18 protein-coding genes are annotated in these 20,475 nt (G+C 47.3%); 10 read left to right on the plus strand and 8 right to left on the minus strand.

The annotated features are described in order from the left end of the window. The first annotated feature begins 30 nt into the window (after positions 1-30). Genes Aso01_RS04320 through ahr form a run of 4 tightly spaced genes read left to right on the plus strand, consistent with a single transcriptional unit; the run spans position 31 to position 2,459 of the window. Entirely contained in the window at positions 31-567 is a 537-nt protein-coding gene (locus tag Aso01_RS04320; protein WP_004933628.1) for a M23 family metallopeptidase, read from the plus strand. Between the two features lie 11 nt (positions 568-578). After that, positions 579-824 carry a hypothetical protein gene (locus Aso01_RS04325; RefSeq protein WP_025096036.1) on the plus strand — a complete coding sequence of 82 codons (246 nt, stop codon included), beginning with the start codon at positions 579-581 and terminating at the stop codon, positions 822-824. A 34-nt stretch (positions 825-858) separates the two neighbouring features. Next, a complete protein-coding gene (locus tag Aso01_RS04330; protein ID WP_004933621.1) occupies positions 859-1,413 on the plus strand; it encodes a DNA-3-methyladenine glycosylase I in 555 nt (184 codons plus the stop codon). A 23-nt stretch (positions 1,414-1,436) separates the two neighbouring features. After that, positions 1,437-2,459: an NADPH-dependent aldehyde reductase Ahr gene (gene ahr, locus Aso01_RS04335; protein WP_004933617.1), complete on the plus strand. Its 1,023-nt coding sequence runs from the start codon at positions 1,437-1,439 to the stop codon at positions 2,457-2,459. Between the two features lie 42 nt (positions 2,460-2,501). Here the strand turns inward: ahr and Aso01_RS04340 are convergent, their stop codons facing one another. Next, the gene (locus Aso01_RS04340; RefSeq protein WP_004933615.1) at positions 2,502-3,914 is read right to left on the minus strand and encodes an aminotransferase-like domain-containing protein; all 1,413 of its coding nucleotides are present in this window, start codon (positions 3,912-3,914) and stop codon (positions 2,502-2,504) included. A 90-nt stretch (positions 3,915-4,004) separates the two neighbouring features. On the opposite strand from Aso01_RS04340, the gene Aso01_RS04345 reads away from it, so the two are divergent. Then, complete coding sequence (locus tag Aso01_RS04345) at positions 4,005-4,364, plus strand: hypothetical protein (protein WP_004933612.1); 360 nt, start codon at positions 4,005-4,007, stop codon at positions 4,362-4,364. On the opposite strand, the gene Aso01_RS04350 is transcribed toward Aso01_RS04345, so the two are convergent. Beyond that, a complete protein-coding gene (locus tag Aso01_RS04350) occupies positions 4,347-5,252 on the minus strand; it encodes a LysR family transcriptional regulator (RefSeq protein WP_004933609.1) in 906 nt (301 codons plus the stop codon). The two genes, Aso01_RS04345 and Aso01_RS04350, sit on opposite strands and share 18 nt — an antisense overlap. A 141-nt stretch (positions 5,253-5,393) precedes the next feature. Here Aso01_RS04350 and dkgB point away from each other — a divergent pair, with 141 nt between their 5' ends. Both dkgB and Aso01_RS04360 read left to right on the plus strand, forming a co-directional pair. Beyond that, positions 5,394-6,197 carry a 2,5-didehydrogluconate reductase DkgB gene (gene dkgB / locus Aso01_RS04355; RefSeq protein ID WP_004933595.1) on the plus strand — a complete coding sequence of 268 codons (804 nt, stop codon included), beginning with the start codon at positions 5,394-5,396 and terminating at the stop codon, positions 6,195-6,197. Between the two features lie 9 nt (positions 6,198-6,206). Continuing rightward, positions 6,207-7,385, plus strand: a complete 1,179-nt coding sequence (locus Aso01_RS04360; RefSeq protein WP_004933592.1) for an MFS transporter — start codon at positions 6,207-6,209, stop codon at positions 7,383-7,385. A gap of 48 nt (positions 7,386-7,433) precedes the next feature. Here Aso01_RS04360 and Aso01_RS04365 read toward each other — a convergent pair whose 3' ends face one another. From Aso01_RS04365 to Aso01_RS04390, 6 genes are all read right to left on the minus strand, one after another. Continuing rightward, positions 7,434-8,081 (minus strand): START domain-containing protein, encoded by a 648-nt coding sequence (locus tag Aso01_RS04365; protein ID WP_004933591.1) that lies wholly within the window; start codon positions 8,079-8,081, stop codon positions 7,434-7,436. A gap of 199 nt (positions 8,082-8,280) precedes the next feature. Further along, positions 8,281-9,102 carry a 4-hydroxy-tetrahydrodipicolinate reductase gene (dapB, locus tag Aso01_RS04370; protein ID WP_004933588.1) on the minus strand — a complete coding sequence of 274 codons (822 nt, stop codon included), beginning with the start codon at positions 9,100-9,102 and terminating at the stop codon, positions 8,281-8,283. A 118-nt stretch (positions 9,103-9,220) separates the two neighbouring features. Further along, positions 9,221-10,339, minus strand: a complete 1,119-nt coding sequence (dnaJ, locus tag Aso01_RS04375; protein WP_004933585.1) for a molecular chaperone DnaJ — start codon at positions 10,337-10,339, stop codon at positions 9,221-9,223. Between the two features lie 102 nt (positions 10,340-10,441). After that, the gene (locus Aso01_RS04380) at positions 10,442-10,819 is read right to left on the minus strand and encodes a hypothetical protein (RefSeq protein WP_004933584.1); all 378 of its coding nucleotides are present in this window, start codon (positions 10,817-10,819) and stop codon (positions 10,442-10,444) included. Between the two features lie 132 nt (positions 10,820-10,951). Continuing rightward, positions 10,952-14,080 carry an efflux RND transporter permease subunit gene (locus Aso01_RS04385; protein ID WP_004933581.1) on the minus strand — a complete coding sequence of 1,043 codons (3,129 nt, stop codon included), beginning with the start codon at positions 14,078-14,080 and terminating at the stop codon, positions 10,952-10,954. Continuing rightward, complete coding sequence (locus Aso01_RS04390) at positions 14,077-15,183, minus strand: efflux RND transporter periplasmic adaptor subunit (protein WP_004933579.1); 1,107 nt, start codon at positions 15,181-15,183, stop codon at positions 14,077-14,079. The genes Aso01_RS04385 and Aso01_RS04390 overlap by 4 nt, the downstream gene beginning before the upstream one ends. 148 nt (positions 15,184-15,331) lie before the next feature. Here Aso01_RS04390 and Aso01_RS04395 point away from each other — a divergent pair, with 148 nt between their 5' ends. From Aso01_RS04395 to Aso01_RS04405, 3 genes are all read left to right on the plus strand, one after another. Continuing rightward, positions 15,332-15,946 carry a TetR/AcrR family transcriptional regulator gene (locus Aso01_RS04395; protein ID WP_004933577.1) on the plus strand — a complete coding sequence of 205 codons (615 nt, stop codon included), beginning with the start codon at positions 15,332-15,334 and terminating at the stop codon, positions 15,944-15,946. Positions 15,947-16,132: 186 nt separating this feature from the next. Continuing rightward, entirely contained in the window at positions 16,133-18,817 is a 2,685-nt protein-coding gene (gene ppc, locus Aso01_RS04400) for a phosphoenolpyruvate carboxylase (protein WP_004933575.1), read from the plus strand. A 272-nt stretch (positions 18,818-19,089) separates the two neighbouring features. Next, positions 19,090-20,385: a solute carrier family 23 protein gene (locus Aso01_RS04405; RefSeq protein WP_004933573.1), complete on the plus strand. Its 1,296-nt coding sequence runs from the start codon at positions 19,090-19,092 to the stop codon at positions 20,383-20,385. Positions 20,386-20,475: the final 90 nt, after the last annotated feature.

Here is a 20,475-nt window from a genome sequence, read left to right on the forward strand (position 1 = left end):
ATGCCCAAAAGACACATCCAAGGAGGAGCTGTGCGCCCTTTTTTTGTCTATATTGGGATCATCTTTGTAACGGTTGTGTTGTCTGCCTGTACCACAACACCCAAAAAAACAACGCCTCTGCCCAGCGCAGATCTGGCACGATTAAAGGCCACCCCGCTCAGCCATCGCCTGCCCATTCCGGTGAAAGGCATTCAACGCGATGCACTCAGTGACACATGGGGAGCTGCGCGCAGTCATGGTCGTCGGCATGAAGGCATCGATATACTTGCTCCACGTGGAACAAAAATATACAGCACCACCGATGGGATTGTTGCAGACTTACGAGACAACAACTTAGGTGGTAAAGTCATCTGGATTATTGGTCCGGCCGCTTCATGGCATTATTATGCCCATCTGGACGGACACAAACGTGGTTTAAGCGTGGGTGATGCTGTCAAAAAAGGCGAGCTGATCGGGTATGTAGGCAATACCGGAAATGCACGCCATACCCTTCCCCATTTGCATTATGGGCTTTATCTGGACGGAAAAGGCCGTGGTGCAGTAAACCCTTATCCATATTTACGTTAGGAACTTAAATGATGTCTGAAGCTTTGGTTAATCGACTGGTCGAATTTGCCGAATCGGGGAATCAACAAAAAATCTGTATAGATGGTCAAAGCTATCAAGGCTGGATCATGGAAATTACAGAGGATGCCCTCTTGATCAGTACTGGCTATGCCGATAAATCAGGTCAGGATTTCTGGATCAAGTTTGAAAACTTAGAACGCGCAGAATTATATTATTGGGACACATCGTCCGATCAGTGGACGCGTTTTACATTATAACAATAGATTAAGATTTAATTTCAAGGAGCATAAGATGAGTGTTCGGCGCTGTGGCTGGTGTTCTACAGATCCTGTGTATATGGCTTATCACGATCATGAGTGGGGTAAACCCGAACATGATGAAGCCAAACTCTTTGAAATGTTATGCCTCGAAGGTCAACAAGCTGGGCTTTCGTGGATCACGGTGTTAAAAAAGCGAGAAGCTTATAGACAACATTTTTTTCAGCATTCCATTGAAGAAATTGCCAAGTTCACAAATGACCAACTGGAACTCAAATTAGAGGATAAAGGCTTGATCCGACACATCGGCAAGCTCAAAGCCATTCGTGATAATGCGATTGCTTGGCAATCACTTAAACATCAGACACAGGATGTTTCAACATGGTTATGGGAAAAGGTGCAGCATCAACCAATACTTAATGATGTACAAGATTATCGGCAAGCCCCGGCTCAAACAGAGCTCAGTGTCCAGTTGTCTAAACAACTTAAAAAACTTGGATTCAAATTTGTAGGACCCACGACCTGTTATGCATTTATGCAGGCTGTAGGCATGGTGAATGATCATGAAGATGATTGTTCGTTTAAATGAGTCAAGCATTAAGGATGTCAATCATGAGCAGTAATGAAATTCAAGCTTACGCCGCAATGAAAGCTGGCGAAGCACTCGTGCCGTATACATTTGATGCCGGTGAACTATTGCCCCATCAGGTAGAAGTCAAAGTCGAATATTGTGGGCTGTGCCATTCCGATGTTTCGGTCATCAACAATGAGTGGCATTCTTCAGTTTATCCGGTGGTAGCAGGTCACGAAGTCATTGGTACCATTACGCAGCTTGGCAGCGAAGCCAAAGGGCTCAAACTGGGTCAACGTGTCGGGATTGGCTGGACGGCAGAAAGCTGCCAGGCCTGTGATCAGTGTATCAGTGGTCAGCAGGTCTTGTGTACTGGTGAAAATACCGCAACCATTGTTGGCCATGCGGGTGGCTTTGCCAATAAAGTCCGTGCTGGCTGGCAATGGGTCATTCCCTTACCAGACGAACTTGATCCAACCAGTGCCGGGCCACTGTTGTGCGGTGGAATTACCGTGTTTGACCCCATATTAAAACATCAGATTCAAGCCATTCACCACGTTGCCGTGATTGGGATTGGCGGACTGGGTCATATGGCCATCAAGCTGCTAAAAGCATGGGGCTGCGAAATTACTGCGTTTAGTTCAAATCCAAGTAAAACCGACGAACTCAAAGCCATGGGTGCCGATCACGTGGTCAATAGCCGTGATGATGCCGAGATTAAATCGCAACAAGGTAAATTTGATTTACTGCTGAGTACGGTCAATGTGCCTTTAAACTGGAATGCGTATCTAAACACATTGGCACCTAATGGTACTTTCCACTTTTTGGGTGTGGTGATGGAGCCGATTCCTGTACCTGTCGGTGCACTACTTGGAGGTGCTAAATCACTAACCGCCTCGCCTACTGGCTCGCCTGCTGCCTTACGCAAGCTGCTCGAATTTGCTGCCCGCAAAAATATCGCGCCGCAAATCGAGATGTATCCTATGTCGAAGCTCAATGATGCGCTTGAGCGTCTACACTCGGGCAAGGCACGTTATCGAATTGTGCTCCAAGCCGATTTTTAATCTGCTCGCGTAAATCTGGTGATCGCTTGTGATCGCCAGATTTTAACCATGCTGTTTCACCCAATCTGCCAAAAAGATAATCGCTGCATGATAGTCACGCCGCAAAGCGTGTCCCACACTCAGCCGGATAAAATGTCCATAACGCTGATCTTCACCAAATACCGTACCCGGAACAATATTGATGCCGTGTTGCTGGGCAACCTCGTATAACGTCATACTATTGATTGTTTCGGGTAGCTCAAGCCATAAGGCATAGCCCCCTTGAGGCTGACTCAAACCAATGCTTAAAGGCGCAAATGCATTTAAAATCGCGTCTCGATAGGCTTCGACCTGTTGAAGCAAACGTGGATATAACTGATTCAGATGCGCACGGTAGGCACGACTAAAAATAAAATCGGCCAGCGCCAGTTGCAATGGTGTATTCACAATCATGTTGTGTGAAAGAAACTGTGGACGCATGGATTCGAGCTGTGCCCCGATACAAAACCAGCCGATTCTATACGCGCTCGATAATGATTTTGACACCGAACTGACCCAGACCACATACCCTGCCTCGTCCCAGTGTTTGATTGGTCGCGGGCGCTGCCCGTTGTGACTGCATTCGGCGTAGATATCATCTTCTAAAATAATACATTCATAACGTGCCGCTAACTGCGCAATGGTCTGCTTATCCTGATCGGCCAAACAATAGCCCAAGGGATTTTGGTAATTGGCCGTGAGCAAACACAATTTCGGCCGATGCTGCTGCATGGCCTGTTCAAGGCGTAATAGATCAATGCCGCTATGGTCTGCTGGAATCTCGATAATATGTCGATTTAAACCCGCCAGCATTTGCAGCTGTCCGTTAAAAGTCGGCGTTGGAATCAGGACACTATCGCCTTCACGACTTAACTGCTGAATCAATAACGACAATGCCGGCATACACCCATTGGTGATAAAGATATCACTGGGTGCCACATAAATGCCGTCTTCACGCCAGTGTTCACTTAGTGCCTGACGTAAGCGCAAATGGCCCTGTTTTTCACAATACAAAAAATCTTCAGGTTTACAATATTTCAATGCGCGTTGTATCGAGCGACGCAAGCCATCGATTGGCACCAGCTCAGGGCTAAGCTGAATGGCACCAAAGGGAATCAAATGATTTTGAATAGAGGCTTCCTGAATCTGATTTTGTAACATCAGATTGGAAACCTCACGTGGCATCGATTCAAATTCAGGGCTGACGGGTAAACGACTCAACCCACTTCTGGGTTTGACAAAATAGCCCGATTTTGGACGGACATAGATCAACCCCTGCGCCTCAAGCCATTCATAACAACTTTTTGCAGTGCTGACACTCACATGATGCTGGGCTGCAAAATCACGCAAAGAACTTAACTTCTGCTGCGGCAATAACTGTTGCTGATAAATTTTATGTGCAATCTGCTGTGCCAAGCGCTGATAGTGAAAGGCCATATCTGTACCGCTTTTTTATAAAAATCTGTATCTGTATTGATCCATACAAACCGATTAACCTCTAAAAAGCAACATATATGAGATAACACCATGAAAAAATTAGGATTTATATTTACATTTATATTCCTGTTGAGCGCCTGTCATCCGCTCGATGAGAAACAGCAGCAGCAAGATTATATTTGTCAGAGTATGATTCAGGGCTATCTTAAAATGCAGCAACTGTATGATTTTCGACTCTGGCAGCGCGAGTCGCATACTCCCAACCAGATCCGCTATCAGTATCGTCCAGCCAGTGAGCATGGCATGCTGATCGGCACATTAAAAACCGAGCAATTGGTGTTTGAATGCAGCCAGAATCAAAATCTGTTTCGTATACAGCGCCCCAACGAACATGCATCCTTATTGCAGGTTCAGCTTCCAAGTGCCACACAATCATTCATCTGGCGTTGAAAATTGATCTTTTAGCTCATCGGCCAAAAAGTCGATGAATAAGCGGATGCGGTTTGGCAAGTGCTTTTGCTGATAGTACACCGCATGAATATGCTGAAGCTGGCACTCAATTTGATCTTCAAACAATGCCACCAGTCGGCCTGCTTGTAGGTCTTGCCAGATCTCGAACTCAGATAAACGTGCAATGCCGTGGCCACTCAATGCCAGCTGACGGACAGTTTCACCACTGGAGGCAGTAATTTTAGGTTCAATCCTGTAATACTCCTCACCCACCTTGAGGGGCCATGTATTTAAATATACCGGACGGCTAAAGCCAATGGTCTGATGCGTATTCAGTTCATGTGAATGTCGGGGATGCCCATGTTCGGCCAGATATTCAGGACTGGCCACAATATAAAGCCGGCTTTTGCAGATCAGGCGTGCATGCAAACTGGAGTCATGCAATGCGCCAAAACGAATCGCAACATCTGTTTTGTGTTCAAGTAGATCAATCACCTGATCGTTGTTATTGAGTTCGATCTCGATGTTGGGATAGCGCTGCATGAATTTTTTCATTAAGGGTGCAATCACGTGCAGCACAAACGGTGTGGCCGAATCGACGCGAAGCTGTCCCGAGGTATCACTGTCCGATTTTAACAGTGCCTCTTCGGCATCTGACAGATCGGCCAAAATCGTCCGTGCCCGTACCAAAAATAAACTGCCCTCTTGAGTGAGTTTAATTTTACGCGTGGTTCGTTCTAGTAAGGTCACATTGAGTTTTTTTTCAAGCCGGTTAAGTGCACGGCTAATACCCGATGGCGTTTGATTGAGTTGCTCTGCAGCCGATACAATCGATCCGGCATCGACAATACGAATAAACGCAACTAGCTCTTCTAGGGTCGATTTCATATCTAGATCATGATTCTTGACAAATACTCAATGATATTTTGCGTATTGCAGTATTTTTTCGCAACAATTATCACCGCAGAATAATCATCATTGTTTTAAATTCTTGCTCGCAGTCCGCGGGCGTAAAAAATAGGTACGCATATGATTCTTCCTGCATTTGGTTTAGGTACGTTTCGTTTAAAAGATCAGGTGGTGGTGGATGCGGTGAAAACCGCCTTAGAGGTCGGTTATCGCGCCATCGATACAGCCCAGATTTATGACAACGAAGCCGAAGTAGGTCAAGCCATTCAAGCCAGCGGTGTGGCACGTGACCAGTTATTTTTAACCACTAAAATCTGGGTCAGCAATCTGAACGAACAAGATTTAATCCCCAGCTTAAAAGACAGCTTGGTGAAACTCAAAACCGACGCTGTGAATTTAACCTTGGTGCATTGGCCTGCGCCACAAAAAAACATTGATCTGGTGGCTGTCATGCAGCTATTGATGCAGGCCAAACAGCAAGGCTTGACCCAGCATATCGGAATTTCAAATTTTAATATCGCACAAACGCAACTGGCAATCGATACGGTCGGTGCAGAGCACATTGCCACCAACCAGATCGAACTGAGTCCGTATCTGCAAAATGCCAAACTGGTTGATATGCTCAAACAGCATGAGATTGACGTTACCTCCTACATGACACTGGCCTACGGCAAAGTCTTGCAAGATCCCGTACTCAAGGCCATTGCGGCCCAGCATCAGGCCAGTACCGCTCAAATTGCACTGGCATGGGCGTTACAACGCGGTTTTGCCGTCATTCCGTCATCGACCCAGCGTGAACATCTGATTCAAAATCTGCAAGCACAGCAGATTCAGCTCAGTGCAGATGACATGCAACAGATAGCAGCGCTTGAGCGTAACGGTCGAGAGGTCAATCCGGCTGAACTTGCTCCTGAGTGGGACTGAGATTAGGCCATGAAACTGAACTTTCCTCTGCTCGCCTTGGCGATTGGTGCGTTTGCCATTGGAACCACCGAATTTTCACCAATGGGCTTATTGCCCAATATCGCCAGTGATTTACAGATCAGTATTCCGACAGCGGGAATGTTGATTACAGGATACGCCTTGGGCGTTATGCTCGGTGCACCGATCATGACACTTTGGCTGGGGCATGTGCCACGGCGCAAGGCGTTAATCTTACTGATGACACTGTTTACCGTGGGCAATATTTTAGCGGCACTGGCACCGAATTACTGGAGCCTGATGGCCGCACGCCTCATCACCAGTCTCAATCATGGCGCATTTTTCGGCATTGGTTCGGTGGTGGCGGCCAGTGTGGTTCCCGTACACAAACAGGCCAGTGCCGTAGCGGCCATGTTTATGGGCCTGACCATTGCCAATATTGGGGGAGTTCCTCTGGCCACATGGCTCGGTCAGACAATTGGTTGGCGAATGGCATTTTTAAGTATTTCGGGACTGGGGCTACTGACCATGATCTCGTTGTATCAAGCCTTGCCACAGGGGCAGTCGGGTCAACGTCCGAATATTCGAGCAGAACTAAAGGTGCTGACCCGGTTTCCCGTCTTGATGGCACTGCTGACCACGGTATTGGGCTCTGGTGCGATGTTTAGCCTCTACACCTATATTGCACCAAGTTTGCATCGCTTTAACGATGCAACACCGAGCTTTGTAACGCTGATGCTGGTTCTAATCGGGATTGGATTTTCGATTGGCAATCACTTGGGAGGCAGATTGGCGGATCTCGCTTTAAATGCAACGCTGATTGGTTTCTTATCGATGGTAATCGTGATGATGTTACTCTTTCCATGGTTGGCGCAAACACAACTGGGCGCAGCGATTGCCGTGATTCTCTGGGGCATTGCCACTTTTGGTCTGGTTCCTCCGGTCCAAATGCGCGTCATGAAAATTGCACATGAGGCGCCCGGGCTGGCATCATCGATTAATGTGGGTGCATTTAATTTAGGCAATGCACTGGGTGCCGCGGCAGGTGGCTGGGTCTTGAGTCAGCAGCTCGGTTATGCGGCCGTCTCCTACACCGGCGCTGGTTTAGCCGGATTAGGGTTACTGCTGGTACTGCTGCAAATGCGAGTGGCACAGACCGCGCATTCTCATGCCAAACCGTGCACCGACTAAATTTAAGCGTCCTCAGGGACGCTTTTTTATTGCTTTACCTTTATTGCTTTATTTTAACACGTCGGGTAAATAGACATTCGATACTGTGGACTGTGCCAGCTCTGTTTTCATTTTCATCAGCATTTGATAGGGCTGCTGCTCGACAAACATATTCACAAAACTCAGCGGAATACTTCCCGCAGGGTCGGCATAACCCGACGTGGTGACCTTTACTTTCTGCGCACCTAACTTTTGAAACGTCCAGTCTCCGACATAGTGATGTATGCGAATTCGGCCCGGCTGTTCGGGATATCCACCAGACAAGGCCATATTTCGAATCACGATACGGCCTGTCGCATCCTTACTCAAACTACTTTTCACCACCACATCACGATCTTTTAGCGGAAAAGGAAAATCGAGCACCATATACAGTACAAACTCGCCCTTCTTGTCGTCTCTCGACAAAATCTTGGTATCCCCCATATAAGGCACCCACTCTGGCGCACGAGCGACATCAAGTACCAAACTGACCGCCCGCTCAAGCGGCACATCATAGGTGGTTTCTGCCTTGTATTGAATCACCGGATTGGCCTCTGAACGATAGGTCCAGACCTTGATATTGTTGCGAACAAGGCTCAGTTTTTCGTTGGCAGGCGCACTTTGGGCAGATGTGGTCAATGTGAGCAGCAAGGCCAAAAGCCATGATTTTTTTTTCATATTGTTCTCATTATTTATGCCATACCGAGCAAGTTCGAGCAGTATCATTGGGTTGCACCAAAGCCAATTGCTTGACGCGGCTCAACGACAGACTTTATAGGTGGCAGCGCCTTATGGGTATTCGGTCATTTTTTATTTTAAGGCCAAATCGCCTCAATGTGAGACGATTTGATTTATTAAGAAGAATAAGAATGAAGCTTTATACGTCGATCTCGTTAAAACCCAGTACATCTTTCATGTCGTATTTGCGGGCATCTCGTCCGACCACCCATGCCGCAGCACGCACAGCACCCGATGCAAAATTCATACGGTTGGTGGCTTTGTGAGTGATCTCAACACGTTCACCTTCACCAATAAACATCGCGGTATGTTCACCGACGATATCGCCGCCACGGATGGTTTGAAAGCCAATACTTTGACGCTCACGCGCACCAGTATGCCCTTCACGACAATACACTGCATCGGTTTTCAAGTCACGGCCTAGGGTTTCTGCAATCGCCTCACCCATCATCAGTGCAGTGCCAGACGGCGCATCTACTTTATGACGATGATGTGCTTCAATAATCTCGATATCCACACTGTCGCCAAATACTTTAGAGGCAAGCTCAAGCAATTTAATTGAAACGTTTACCCCTACCGAATAGTTTGCAGCATACACCACTGGAGTACGCGTTGCGGTCTCGTTCAAAAGTTGCTTCTGTTGTTCTGAAAAACCTGTCGTGCCAATCACCATGGCCACACCAGCCTCAGCACACAGTTGTAGATGCTGCTCGGTCGCAACAGGTGCAGTAAAATCAATCACCACATCGCAGTCTTTTAATACTTCAGACAGGCTACCCGCCACCTTGACCCCAATCGATCCGATTCCTGCCAGCTCACCTGCATCTGTACCGACCAAGCTGCTTTCTGGGCGCTCAACCGCCGCCGCCAACTGATAGCCGGCCTGTTGCACAGCCTGAATAAGAATGCGACCCATACGGCCACCCGCACCCAAAACACCAATGCGTGGAGATGCTGACATAATTTTAATCCTGAAAATAGATAATCAAACGTTGCAGCCTACTATATCAAAACTCAGGCAGTGCGCTAAAAAAATCGCCATAAAAAAACCTGCCGAAGCAGGTTTTTTTCAGTATCACTTAATCGAACAAACGGTCGAGAAAGGATTTTTTCTTAGGTGAAGAACCGTGATCGTCTCCATCCAAGCTGGCTTGCAATTCTTTTAACAGTTCACGCTGACGGCTGGTCAAGTTTACTGGTGTTTCAACCACAATACGGCAAAGCAAATCACCGACCATGCTGCTACGCACTGGACGTACGCCTTTACCGCGCAAGCGGAACAGTTTGCCAGTTTGCGTGCCTTCTGGAATCTTTAAACTCACGCGGCCTTCAAGCGTTGGAATTTCAATCTCTTTACCCAATGCAGCATCTGCAATGCTGACCGGCACATCCATATATAGGTCTGCACCATCACGCTGAAAGATTTCATGCTCGCGTACCACTACTTCGACGTAAAGATCGCCAGACTGGCCATCACGTACCGCTTCGCCTTTACCGCTTAAACGTACACGGTCGCCGTTGTCTACGCCAGCAGGAATGGTCACTTCCAAAGTTTGCTGACGATCGGCAACGCCTGAACCATGACATGCATTACATGGATTTTTAATAATTTTACCTTGGCCACGACAGGTGCCACAGGTTTGCTGAACCGAGAAAAAGCCTTGCTGCATACGTACCTGACCCGAGCCATGACAGGTTCGGCAGGTTTCAACATCATTCGGATTTTTCGAGCCTTTACCGTCACACACCTCACACGGTGCTGGTGCAGTAAAGGTAATGGTTTTCTTCACGCCACGAACCGCTTCTTCAAGCGTAAGTTCCATGACGTAGCGCAGGTCTGAGCCACGGCGTTGACGCTGTTGCTGACGACCACCGCCGCCACCGAAGGCACCACCAAAAATATCGCCAAACTGACTAAAAATGTCTTCTGCGCTAAATCCGCCGAAACCACCGCCGCCGCCGCCAAAACCGCCTTCAAATGCATTATGACCCATACGGTCGTACATGCTGCGCTTTTCAGCATCGGACAGTACTTCGTATGCTTCAGAAGCTTCTTTAAACTTTTCTTCTGCTTCGTGGTTATCGGGGTTACGGTCCGGGTGATACTTCATCGCCAACTTACGGTAGGCTTTTTTGATCTCATCATCACCTGCGGTTTTCGAAACGCCTAAAACCTCATAATAATCTCGTTTAGCCATGACTGGCGATGCTCCTCACGGAATTTATTTAATACCTGATTGCGATTAAATTGGGGGCGTGCGTCATGATTACAAGGGAGATTGCAAAAAAAAATAACGGTTTTAAAAAACCGCTTTCTTTTTTAAATACTTAGACATGCCTTTAATCAATGCATTGAGCAAATACAGCCAGGCAATCGCAGCAAAAATCACACCGGCAATGGTCAACGCGGTAACCCAGAGTGCGCTGTTCCATGCAAAGAAAATCAGGGGAATAAACCAAAGCGAGGCAAATAAGGTCATGAGCAGAAATAACACGGTACTGTGCATGATCCAGACGCCGTGCGCCTGAATCCAGACTTCTGCATTTTCAACCAGAGCAACTTTTCGAGCCAGAAAATAGGCAACCACTGCTAAAACCACACTTGCCAATGCAAGAAACATACAGACATAAGAAATCGTAATATAACGACGATGCTGTTTTAATTGATCTTGCCCCATTCGTATCTAACCTCGAATCCATTGCATTTTTAGGTTTCATTGCAATGAATGTATGCTCTGTTTTTTTGTGTTAACAATAAGGTGCTACTATATTTGACTTTTCACTATTTCGCACCTTTTATTCGCAAAAAATTATGACAAAGTTGGCGTTTTTTTAACCTTAAACCATGCTGCATACAGTGCTGGCAAGAAAAATAAAGTCAAAAAGGTCGCCACGATCAATCCCCCCATAATGGCAACCGCCATAGGACCAAAGAAAATACTGCGCGATAACGGAATCATGGCCAAGACCGCAGCCAGCGCCGTCAGTAAAATCGGTCGGAATCGGCGCACGGTCGCATCGATAATAGCCGTCCATGGATCATGCCCGGCTGCAATATCCTGCTCGATCTGATCAATCAAGATCAGTGAATTACGCATGATCATGCCTGAGAGCGCAATGGTGCCCAGCATGGCCACAAAACCAAAAGGTTTATTGAACAGCAATAAAAACAAGCTCACACCAATCAAGCCCAGCGGTGCAGTCAAAAACACCATCAGGGTTCGCGAGATACTTCGAAGCTGTAGCATCAGCAGCGTCAGCACTACGCCTAAAAATAGCGGCATGCCAGCATTGACCGATGCTTGGCCTTTAGAAGACTCCTCGACCGCACCGCCGACATCGATTAAATAACCGCTCGGCAACTGACTGCGCAACTGATCAATCGAGCTTTGCAGCTCAGACACCACCGTAGCAGGCTGTAAATCGGTGCGAACATCGGCACGAACCGTAATGGTGGGCAATCGATCTCGGTGCCAGATAATCCCATCTTCAAATGTAGCATTGATTTTGGCAATTTGCCCAAGCGGTACACTCTGACCGCTACTGGTCGGCACCGCCAGACTGCCCAGTGAGGCCACATCGGCACGTTCATTCTGATCACCGCGTAAACGGATTTCGATCAGTTCGGTTTTTTCGCGATATTGATCAATCACGCTGCCTGTCAGCGAGCTATTTAAGAAGTTGGCCAAATCAGTATTGCTAATTCCCAATTGACGCGCGCGTTCCTGATCAATTTCAAGTTGAATGCGTTTACTCGGTTCACCCCAATCCAGATGTACGTTATTGGCATTCGGATTTTGACTTACCGTCTGTGCTACTTTTTGTGCCCAGTCACGTACCAGATCCTGATCTTCTCCCGAAACACGATACTGGATGGGATAGCCCACGGGTGGGCCATTTTCAAGTAACGACACTCGCGTTCTGGCGTATGGCAGTAACAATTTAATCTCTCGCTCAAGTGAATGGCGAATCTGATTGCGGTTTTCAAGTGACGAAGCCAGCACCACAAACTGGGCAAAACTGGCCTGTGGAAGCTGTTGATCGAGTGGTAGATAAAAGCGTGGTGACCCTGTACCGACATAAGCCACATAATTATCAATGCCGGATTGTTTCGCCAAAAACTGCTCGACTTTTTTTGCCGCCTGCTCGGTGGCGGTTAAAGACGCGCCTTCTTCTAGTTTGATATCGACCAAAATTTCGGCGCGATTAGAGGGCGGAAAAAACTGCTGTGGCACTAATTTAAATAGCAAAACAGCCCCGACAAACAGTCCAACCGTCACCACGATCACGGTTTTCCGGTAGCTCACGCAGGTATCGACGGCATGACGAAAAGCCTGATAAAAACGCGTTTGATAGGGATCATGCCCATGATCATAAGGCACAGGCTGAGGTTCAGGCTGATTGCGCAGTTTCGCCCAAAAACGCTGATACCACGGCGCGCGCAGTGGCGTATGGCTAAAATCGGGCAGCAGCTTTTCACCTAAGTACGGCACAAAGACCACCGCTGCAATCCATGACACCACCAGGGCAATGGTCACCACCTGAAAAATGGATCGGGTATATTCGCCAGTACTTGAACTGGCTGTAGCAATGGGTAAAAAGCCCGCGGCAGTAATCAGGGTACCTGTAAGCATTGGAAATGCGGTGGTTTTCCATGCGAAGCCCGCGGCCTTGAGCCGGCTGTAGCCCTGTTCCATTTTAATCGCCATCATCTCCACCGCAATGATGGCATCATCGACCAGTAGGCCCAGCGCCAAGATGAGCGCGCCTAGTGAAATTTTGTGCAGGCCCACATCAAACAGATGCATGCCTGCAAAGGTCATGGCCAAGACCAGTGGAATTGAAAACGCCACCACCAGTCCGGTTCGGAATCCTAAAGAGAAGAAACTGACCAACAGTACAATAATGACCGCTTCTGCCAGTACCTGAATAAACTCTCGAATACTGTGCTGAACCGCGACCGGCTGATCTGAGACCTTGCTTAAGGTCATGCCCAAAGGTAAAGTTTTTTGCAAATGAGAAAAAGTCTGTTGTAGTTGCTTCCCCAAAGCAATGATGTCGCCGCCTTTACGCATCGATACCGCAATACCAATGCCATTGTCTCCCATAAAGCGCATCCGCGGCTGTGCCGGTTCACTAAAGCCACGATACACCTCGGCGACATCACTGAGTCGAATGGTTTTATCACCGACTAAAATCGGCAATTGCTTTAGATCTTCAACCGAACTCAGCTTCCCGGTCAGACGCACCTGTATTCGATCGGAGGGGGTTTCAAAAAAACCGGCACTGACCATATTGTTTTGCTGCTGTAAGGCCTGCTGAATGGCACTGACGGGTACACCGAGCTGCGCCATTTTGGTATTGGACAGTTCAATCCAGATTTTTTGGTCTTGCAGGCCAATCAGTTCTACTTTGGCAACATCGGGCACGCGCTGTAGTTCAAGCTGCAAACGGTCGGCATAGGCTTTAAGAAGCGCATAATCAAAATCTTTCCCGGTCAAAACATAAATATTGCCAAAGGTATCGCCAAATTCATCGTTAAAGAAAGGCCCCTGCACACCAACGGGAAGCTCATGCTGAATATCGCTCACTTTTTTGCGCACGTTATACCAAATATCCGGGATATCGGCAGAGGTGTACGTGTCTTTGGCAAAGAAAGTGACCATCGACTCACCCGGACGCGAATATGATGAAATCCGGTCATATTGACCTGTGGTCATGAGTTCTTTTTCAATCCGGTCGGTGACTTGCTCTGCCACCTCTTTGGCCGTAGCCCCCGGCCAGTAGGTCTGCACCACCATCACTTTAAAAGTAAAAGGTGGATCTTCGCTTTGCGAAAGTTGGGTATACGAATACACCCCCACCACCATCAAAAGCAGCATAAAATACAGCACCAAGGCTTTATTTTTCAGTGACCATTCAGACAGGTTAAAATTCATGATGCAGCCCTCGCTTGAAGGTTGACAGCACGGTTATTTCGGTCGATCGGACGAATTTTTTGCTGCTCACGCAATAAATGCACACCGCCCACCACCACCCAATCGGATGGCTGAAGCCCTGACAGTATGCTGACCTGTTCACGGCCGTAATCCCCTAAGCGAACCGGAACTTTCTTGAGCGTATGATTGGCTTGTACAACCCATACATAGGGCTGCTGGTGCGTCGCCGAGACACTACTGAGCGGAACACTCAATGAGGTCTGAGTTGGCTCACTCAAAAACACCCGCGCACTTTGCCCCAGTTGAATACTCGGTTGTGCCTGTGAAAATGCCACCTTGACACGAAAAGTTCGTGTTGCGTCAGCTGCGGGCGAAATTTCCCGAACATATGCCGGATAAACATTTTCCGAGCTTGACCACAAGCGCACACTGGCAGACTGACCAATTTTTAGCGTACTGATCAGTTGCTCGGGTACGCCAATCACCACTTCACGATCACCATCGATCGCAAGCTGATAAACTGTCTGCCCAGCGCTTACCACCTGCCCAACCTCGATTTCTCGCGCAGTAATAACGCCTGCCTGAGTCGCCCGTAGCTGGTTATAACGGGTTTGATTGGCTGCAACATCCAGATTCGAACGGGCCTGCTTTAAACTTGCTTGTGCCGCGGTATATTGATTTTTAATTGCATCAAACTGGGAACGACTTACCGCATTAATCGGCAGTAACTGTTGATAGCGCTTTAGTTCGTTGCTGGCAACCTGTGCCGCCGCACTGGCATTATCAAATTGTGCCTGTGCTGCATTGAGCTGTAACTGCGCATCCTTGACATCGAGTTTGGCCAGTACTTGGCCAGCACGAACACGATCCCCCACATCCACATCACGTTCGGTAATCTGACCCGCAACCCGAAACGACAACGCCGTTTGCTGGCGGGCTTCAACTTGCCCCGCATAACTGTGTTGTGCTTGTGCGCTGCTGCTCGGTTTAGTCACCATCACCAAGGGAATGTCTTGATTGACTGTTTTTTCTTTCTGACACCCCAACAACGTGATACTGCATAAAATGATCAAGCCCGAAAGGCCAATGTGTGCTCTGTTCATGATCCCAGTACTCTTTTCAAATTTATTTTTAAGGCACAATATGCGATTATCTTAAATTGTTTATTTTTTAATTAATATACCCATAAGTACATTAATTAAAAAATAAACGTTATTGCTTTGTTTTTCAAAAATTTTATTGAGGTTTAATGTGCAAAATTCTGGAAGACCAAAAGATCTTGAGAAACGACAACGTATTCTGGAAGCAGCAAAAAATATCTTTTTAAAACAGGGTTATCATCATGCCGGTATGAATCAGATTGCACAGATGGCAGGTGTGACCAAATTGACGGTCTATAATCATTTTCAAGATAAAGCCAATCTGTTTGTCTGCGCCATTGAAGAAAGCTGTGAAACCTACATTTCTGCCGACACATTTCAGTTACAGCCCCAATCCGATTTCAAGCAACAACTGGCGAGTATTAGCCGGTGTGCGCTCCACACCATTTATTTACCCGAAGCACTCAAACTCGATCATGTGCTGTATGAACTTGCGGCAGAAAAAAGCCCATTGGTAAAACAGTTTTTTGCAGCATCACATCAAAAACTCTGCAACATGCTGACTCACTTTTTTGAGCAAGCCAGCAAACTCGGGTTGATTCAAGCCGATGACCCACTGCGCCAGACCGAATTGATCTTGTCGTTATTACTGGGCTTACGTCATCAAAATGTCTTGCTTGGCATAGAAATGCCTCCTACGCCTGATGAGCTTGAGCTCAGCATTCAATATGCTATCGAGATTTTCATGCTCAAATACAGCCCTTAAATGCTGACGATCTGGTCAATTGATTTTGTTTTTCTACATCACGAAACATTTGCGTAGCAACGCACCTTTTTTGCTTAATACACGGTAAAAAATGCATTTTTTTCATGTAACGACTTGGAATGTTTGCTAATCGGCGTATATTCAGGTGGTTGAAAGTGAATATAGTAGAAGAACAGGAGAACTAGAATGATTCAACAAATTGATGCTCCACTGCGTGAGGATGTACGCTTACTGGGAAATTTACTGGGCGAAACACTCAAACAACACGCAGGACAAGATTTGTTTAATCAGATTGAACAAATTCGTGCACTCGCCAAAGGTGCACGTGACGGTCAAGCGAAAGTTGAAAAGCAATTAGAAAAGTTATTTTTAAATTTAAAGGACGAGGAGATCTTACCGCTGACCCGCGCGTTTTCCTATTTTTTGAATTTTGCCAATATTGCAGAACAATATCATGTGGTTCGTAGCCGTCGTCAAAGCGAGTTTGATGCACATGCCCCTTCACCGAATCCACTAATTCGCCTGTTTGAAAAATTTCAGCACAATCACATCACCCCGCAACAACTGTTTGATCAGGTATGTGAGCTGAATATTGAACTGGTACTGACTGCGCATCCGACCGAAGTTAGCCGACGCACCCTGATTCAAAAATATGACGATATCAATGACGCCCTGTCAAAACTCGATCAGCAAAAGCTGACCCCGCAAGAGCGTGAGCAAGTGCTCACCAACCTGAAGCATTTGATCTGTTCGGCATGGCAGACCGATGAAATTCGTCAAAACAAGCCAACCCCACTCGATGAAGCCAAATGGGGTTTTACCACCATTGAACAAACCTTGTGGAACGCAGTACCTAAATTTGTTCGAGAACTAAATACACTGGTGCATCAGCACTGCAACGCGACCTTACCACTTGATATTTCTCCAATTCGTTTTGCCTCATGGATGGGCGGCGACCGTGACGGCAATCCGAATGTCACACACACGGTCACGCAAGAAGTGTTGTGGCTGTCGCGCTGGCAAGCGGCCGATCTGTATTTGCGTGATATCGAAAGTTTACGCTGGGAACTCTCGATTCAGGCCTGTTCTGAAGAATTAAGCCTTGCGCTGGGTCGTAGTCATCCCGAGCCATACCGTGAATACTTACGTACCACGCGTGAACGCCTGAAAGCTACACGTCACTGGTTGTCGCTACGCTTGCAAGGTCTAGATGGCGATGACAGTCAAATTATCCGCCACAAACAGGAATTACTTGAACCGTTGCTGTTGTGTCATCGTTCACTGATCGCCTGTAACTTACCGGAACTGGCCAATGGCAAGCTGCTTGATTTTATTTACCGCGTAAACTGCTTTGGTATCGAACTGCTTAAACTGGATATTCGTCAGGAATCGGGGCGTCATCGTCAGGCGATTTCCGCCATTACCGAATATTTAGGCTTGGGTAATTTCGAATCCTGGACTGAGCAAGCCCGTCAAAACTTTCTGATTCAGGAATTGCAAAGCAAACGCCCGCTTCTGCCTAAATATCTTAAAGAACCAGAAGGCAGCCTGATTGAACATCCAGATGTCAAAGAAGTGTTTGCCACCATGCGTACACTGGCCGAGCAGCCGCCAGAAAGTTTGGGTGCATATATTATTTCTATGGCCGAATATCCAAGCGATGTCCTAGCCGTTTTGCTTCTGCAAAAAGAAGCCGGTATTTTGCATCCGCTTCGTGTGGTACCACTGTTTGAAACCTTAAAAGATCTAGACGGCGCAGCCAAGACCATGGAAACGCTGTTTAATATGGACTGGTACAAGCAGCATATTCAGGGCAAACATGAAGTCATGATCGGTTACTCCGACTCTGCCAAGGACGCAGGCTTTATGTCGGCCAACTGGGCACAGTATCGTGCGCAGGAAGAACTGACGGCGGTGGCCAAGGCGCACAATGTACAGCTCACCTTATTTCATGGTCGTGGCGGCTCGATTAGCCGTGGCGGGGCGCCAACACAGCAGGCCCTGTTTTCACAACCACCCGGCTCTATTTCTGGAGCCATTCGTGTGACTGAACAGGGTGAGATGATCCGCTTTAAATTTGGTTTAGAAGGCGTTGCGTTACAAAACCTTGAAGTGTATACCGCAGCGACCCTTGAAGCGACCTTACTGCCACCACCCGTACCGAAGGCAGAGTGGCGTGAGCTGATGCATCAGATGACGGACATTTCAGTTCGCGTATATCGCGAAACCGTGCGTGAAAATCCTCATTTTGTACAGTACCTGAGAACCGTGACGCCTGAGCTTGAACTGCAAATGTTGCCACTGGGTTCACGACCGGCCAAACGTAAAGTAAGCGGCGGAATCGAATCGTTACGTGCCATTCCTTGGGTATTTGCATGGACGCAAATTCGACTCATGTTGCCAGCTTGGCTCGGCACCGGTGCAGCCATTAATCAAGTGATCGATGAAAACAAAAAGCCGCTGCTCGACGAAATGCTGGCAGAATGGCCGTACTTCCAAACCCTGATCGATATGCTGGAGATGGTTCTCTCCAAAGCCGATGCCAATGTCGCGTTGTATTACGAATCACATCTTACTCATGATGATGAGCTTAAGGTACTGGGCGAAATGCTGCGCGCACGTTTGAACGATGCCGTTCAGACCTTATTGACCATGAAAGGTGAATCGAAGCTGCTCAGTAAAAACGATGTACTGGATCAAGCCATGCAGGTACGTAAACCCTACCTGTTGCCATTGCATTTACTTCAGGCAGAACTGATGAAACGGCGTCGTGAATATACGGCAAAAACCAACGCCGATCATACACCTGTCGATCACGCACTGATGGTGAGTATCGCCGGAATTGCAGCGGGTCTGCGTAATACAGGCTAATCGCTGAAATCTATTCATTATCGGCGGTGAGCACAGGCTCGCCGCCGATTCATTCGTGTGAAAAAAAACGTTTTTTTAACAATGGTTCAATTTTTTGTAATGTATAGTTTAAGTAAATCAATACCTTGATTTCATACTAAATTATCTTTACCGTTTGGTAAATAATAAAAATAAATCTATGATTTTGAACACATAAGGTCATCAACGAGTAATTATAACTCATCGCCAGACAGGGTATGATGTGCTCCAATTGGATTATTTGAGCCTATTTTATGTCCAGCTGGTTTCCAAAATGGAAGGCGTACAGCGGTCAGATCGATCATCGACCAGTCGCAACCAACGAATATCTCCCTCCTGTTCAAAGCGCGGTACTGGGCATCCAGCATGCATTCGCCATGTTTGGTGCGACGGTGCTAGCTCCCCTTTTAATGGGATTCGATCCAAATCTGGCCATTTTAATGTCTGGTATTTGTACCATTTTATTTTTTCTGATGACCGGCGGCCGGGTGCCGAGCTATCTCGGTTCAAGCTTTGCCTTTATTGGGGTCGTGGCGGCGGCTACGGGTCATGTGACAGGTTCGGGCGCCAATGCCAATTTATCGGTTGCACTGGGCGGTATTGTCGCCTGTGGTGTGGTCTATGCTGCAATTGGCTTTTTGGTCATGCTGACTGGTACGCGCTGGATTGAAAAACTCATGCCACCTGTGGTGACTGGTGCCGTGGTGATGATTATCGGCCTGAATTTAGCACCCGTTACCGTTAAGGCAGTTGCCGGGCATCCCTTTGATATGTGGATGGCACTGATTACCGTACTGTGTATGGGAACCATTGCTGTGTTTACTCGGGGGCTATTACAGCGTTTACTGCTCTTGATTGGACTACTGATGTCTTATCTGATCTATGCCATCGTGACCAACGGACTGGGCTTGGGTAAGGCCATTGATTTTGGTCAAATTGCCACGGCGGCATGGTTTGGTCTACCGAGTTTTAGCGCTCCCACCTTTCAAACCAATGCCATGCTGATTATTGCGCCAGTGGCACTGATTTTGGTGGCCGAAAATCTGGGACATATTAAAGCTGTCGGTGCCATGACCGGTGAAAACCTGACGCCACATTTAGGCAAGGCTTTTGTGGCAGACGGAATTGCGACCAGTCTTTCTGGCAGTGTGGGCGCACCCGGTATGACCACCTATGGCGAAAATATCGGTGTCATGGCGGTTACACGCGTGTACTCGACCATCGTCTTTGTGATTGCGGGTGTATTTGCCATGTTTTTAGGGCTGTCACCCAAATTTGGTGCCGTGATCAGTACAATTCCGACCGCCGTTCTGACCGGTGCATCGATTGTGGTATTTGGCTTAATTACCATTGCCGGTGCCAAAATCTGGATTGAAAACAAGGTCAATTTTGGCAACAACAAAAATTTGATTGTGGCCGCGGTGACCATTATTTTAGGTGCCGGTAATTTTGAACTGACCTTTGGCAGTTTTAATCTGGGCGGTATTGGTACGGCGACATTTGCCGCCATCTTGCTGAATTTATTTTTTAGCCTGAAAGACAAAAGTTAAAGCATCTAGATACGATCAGCAGCCTTAGGGCTGCTTTTTTTATGCCTTTACGCTGCGAGCATGCATCATTTTCAGTATGATAAGCTGGCT

Origin of the sequence: Acinetobacter soli, assembly GCF_000760595.1 — a bacterium.
Classification (GTDB): Bacteria; Pseudomonadota; Gammaproteobacteria; order Pseudomonadales; family Moraxellaceae; genus Acinetobacter; species Acinetobacter soli.

Bases quoted from the DNA above. Each gene is read 5' to 3' on its own strand.
- Aso01_RS04390 (WP_004933579.1), bottom strand. From the start codon at position 15,183: ATGAACAGAGCACACATTGGCCTTTCGGGCTTGATCATTTTATGCAGT.
- ppc (WP_004933575.1), top strand. From the start codon at position 16,133: ATGATTCAACAAATTGATGCTCCACTGCGTGAGGATGTACGCTTACTG.
- Aso01_RS04365 (WP_004933591.1), bottom strand. From the start codon at position 8,081: ATGAAAAAAAAATCATGGCTTTTGGCCTTGCTGCTCACATTGACCACA.
- Aso01_RS04340 (WP_004933615.1), bottom strand. From the start codon at position 3,914: ATGGCCTTTCACTATCAGCGCTTGGCACAGCAGATTGCACATAAAATT.
- Aso01_RS04360 (WP_004933592.1), top strand. From the start codon at position 6,207: ATGAAACTGAACTTTCCTCTGCTCGCCTTGGCGATTGGTGCGTTTGCC.
- dkgB (WP_004933595.1), top strand. From the start codon at position 5,394: ATGATTCTTCCTGCATTTGGTTTAGGTACGTTTCGTTTAAAAGATCAG.
- Aso01_RS04350 (WP_004933609.1), bottom strand. From the start codon at position 5,252: ATGAAATCGACCCTAGAAGAGCTAGTTGCGTTTATTCGTATTGTCGAT.
- Aso01_RS04405 (WP_004933573.1), top strand. From the start codon at position 19,090: ATGTCCAGCTGGTTTCCAAAATGGAAGGCGTACAGCGGTCAGATCGAT.
- Aso01_RS04385 (WP_004933581.1), bottom strand. From the start codon at position 14,080: ATGAATTTTAACCTGTCTGAATGGTCACTGAAAAATAAAGCCTTGGTG.
- ahr (WP_004933617.1), top strand. From the start codon at position 1,437: ATGAGCAGTAATGAAATTCAAGCTTACGCCGCAATGAAAGCTGGCGAA.
- Aso01_RS04325 (WP_025096036.1), top strand. From the start codon at position 579: ATGTCTGAAGCTTTGGTTAATCGACTGGTCGAATTTGCCGAATCGGGG.
- dapB (WP_004933588.1), bottom strand. From the start codon at position 9,102: ATGTCAGCATCTCCACGCATTGGTGTTTTGGGTGCGGGTGGCCGTATG.
- Aso01_RS04380 (WP_004933584.1), bottom strand. From the start codon at position 10,819: ATGGGGCAAGATCAATTAAAACAGCATCGTCGTTATATTACGATTTCT.
- Aso01_RS04345 (WP_004933612.1), top strand. From the start codon at position 4,005: ATGAAAAAATTAGGATTTATATTTACATTTATATTCCTGTTGAGCGCC.
- Aso01_RS04330 (WP_004933621.1), top strand. From the start codon at position 859: ATGAGTGTTCGGCGCTGTGGCTGGTGTTCTACAGATCCTGTGTATATG.
- dnaJ (WP_004933585.1), bottom strand. From the start codon at position 10,339: ATGGCTAAACGAGATTATTATGAGGTTTTAGGCGTTTCGAAAACCGCA.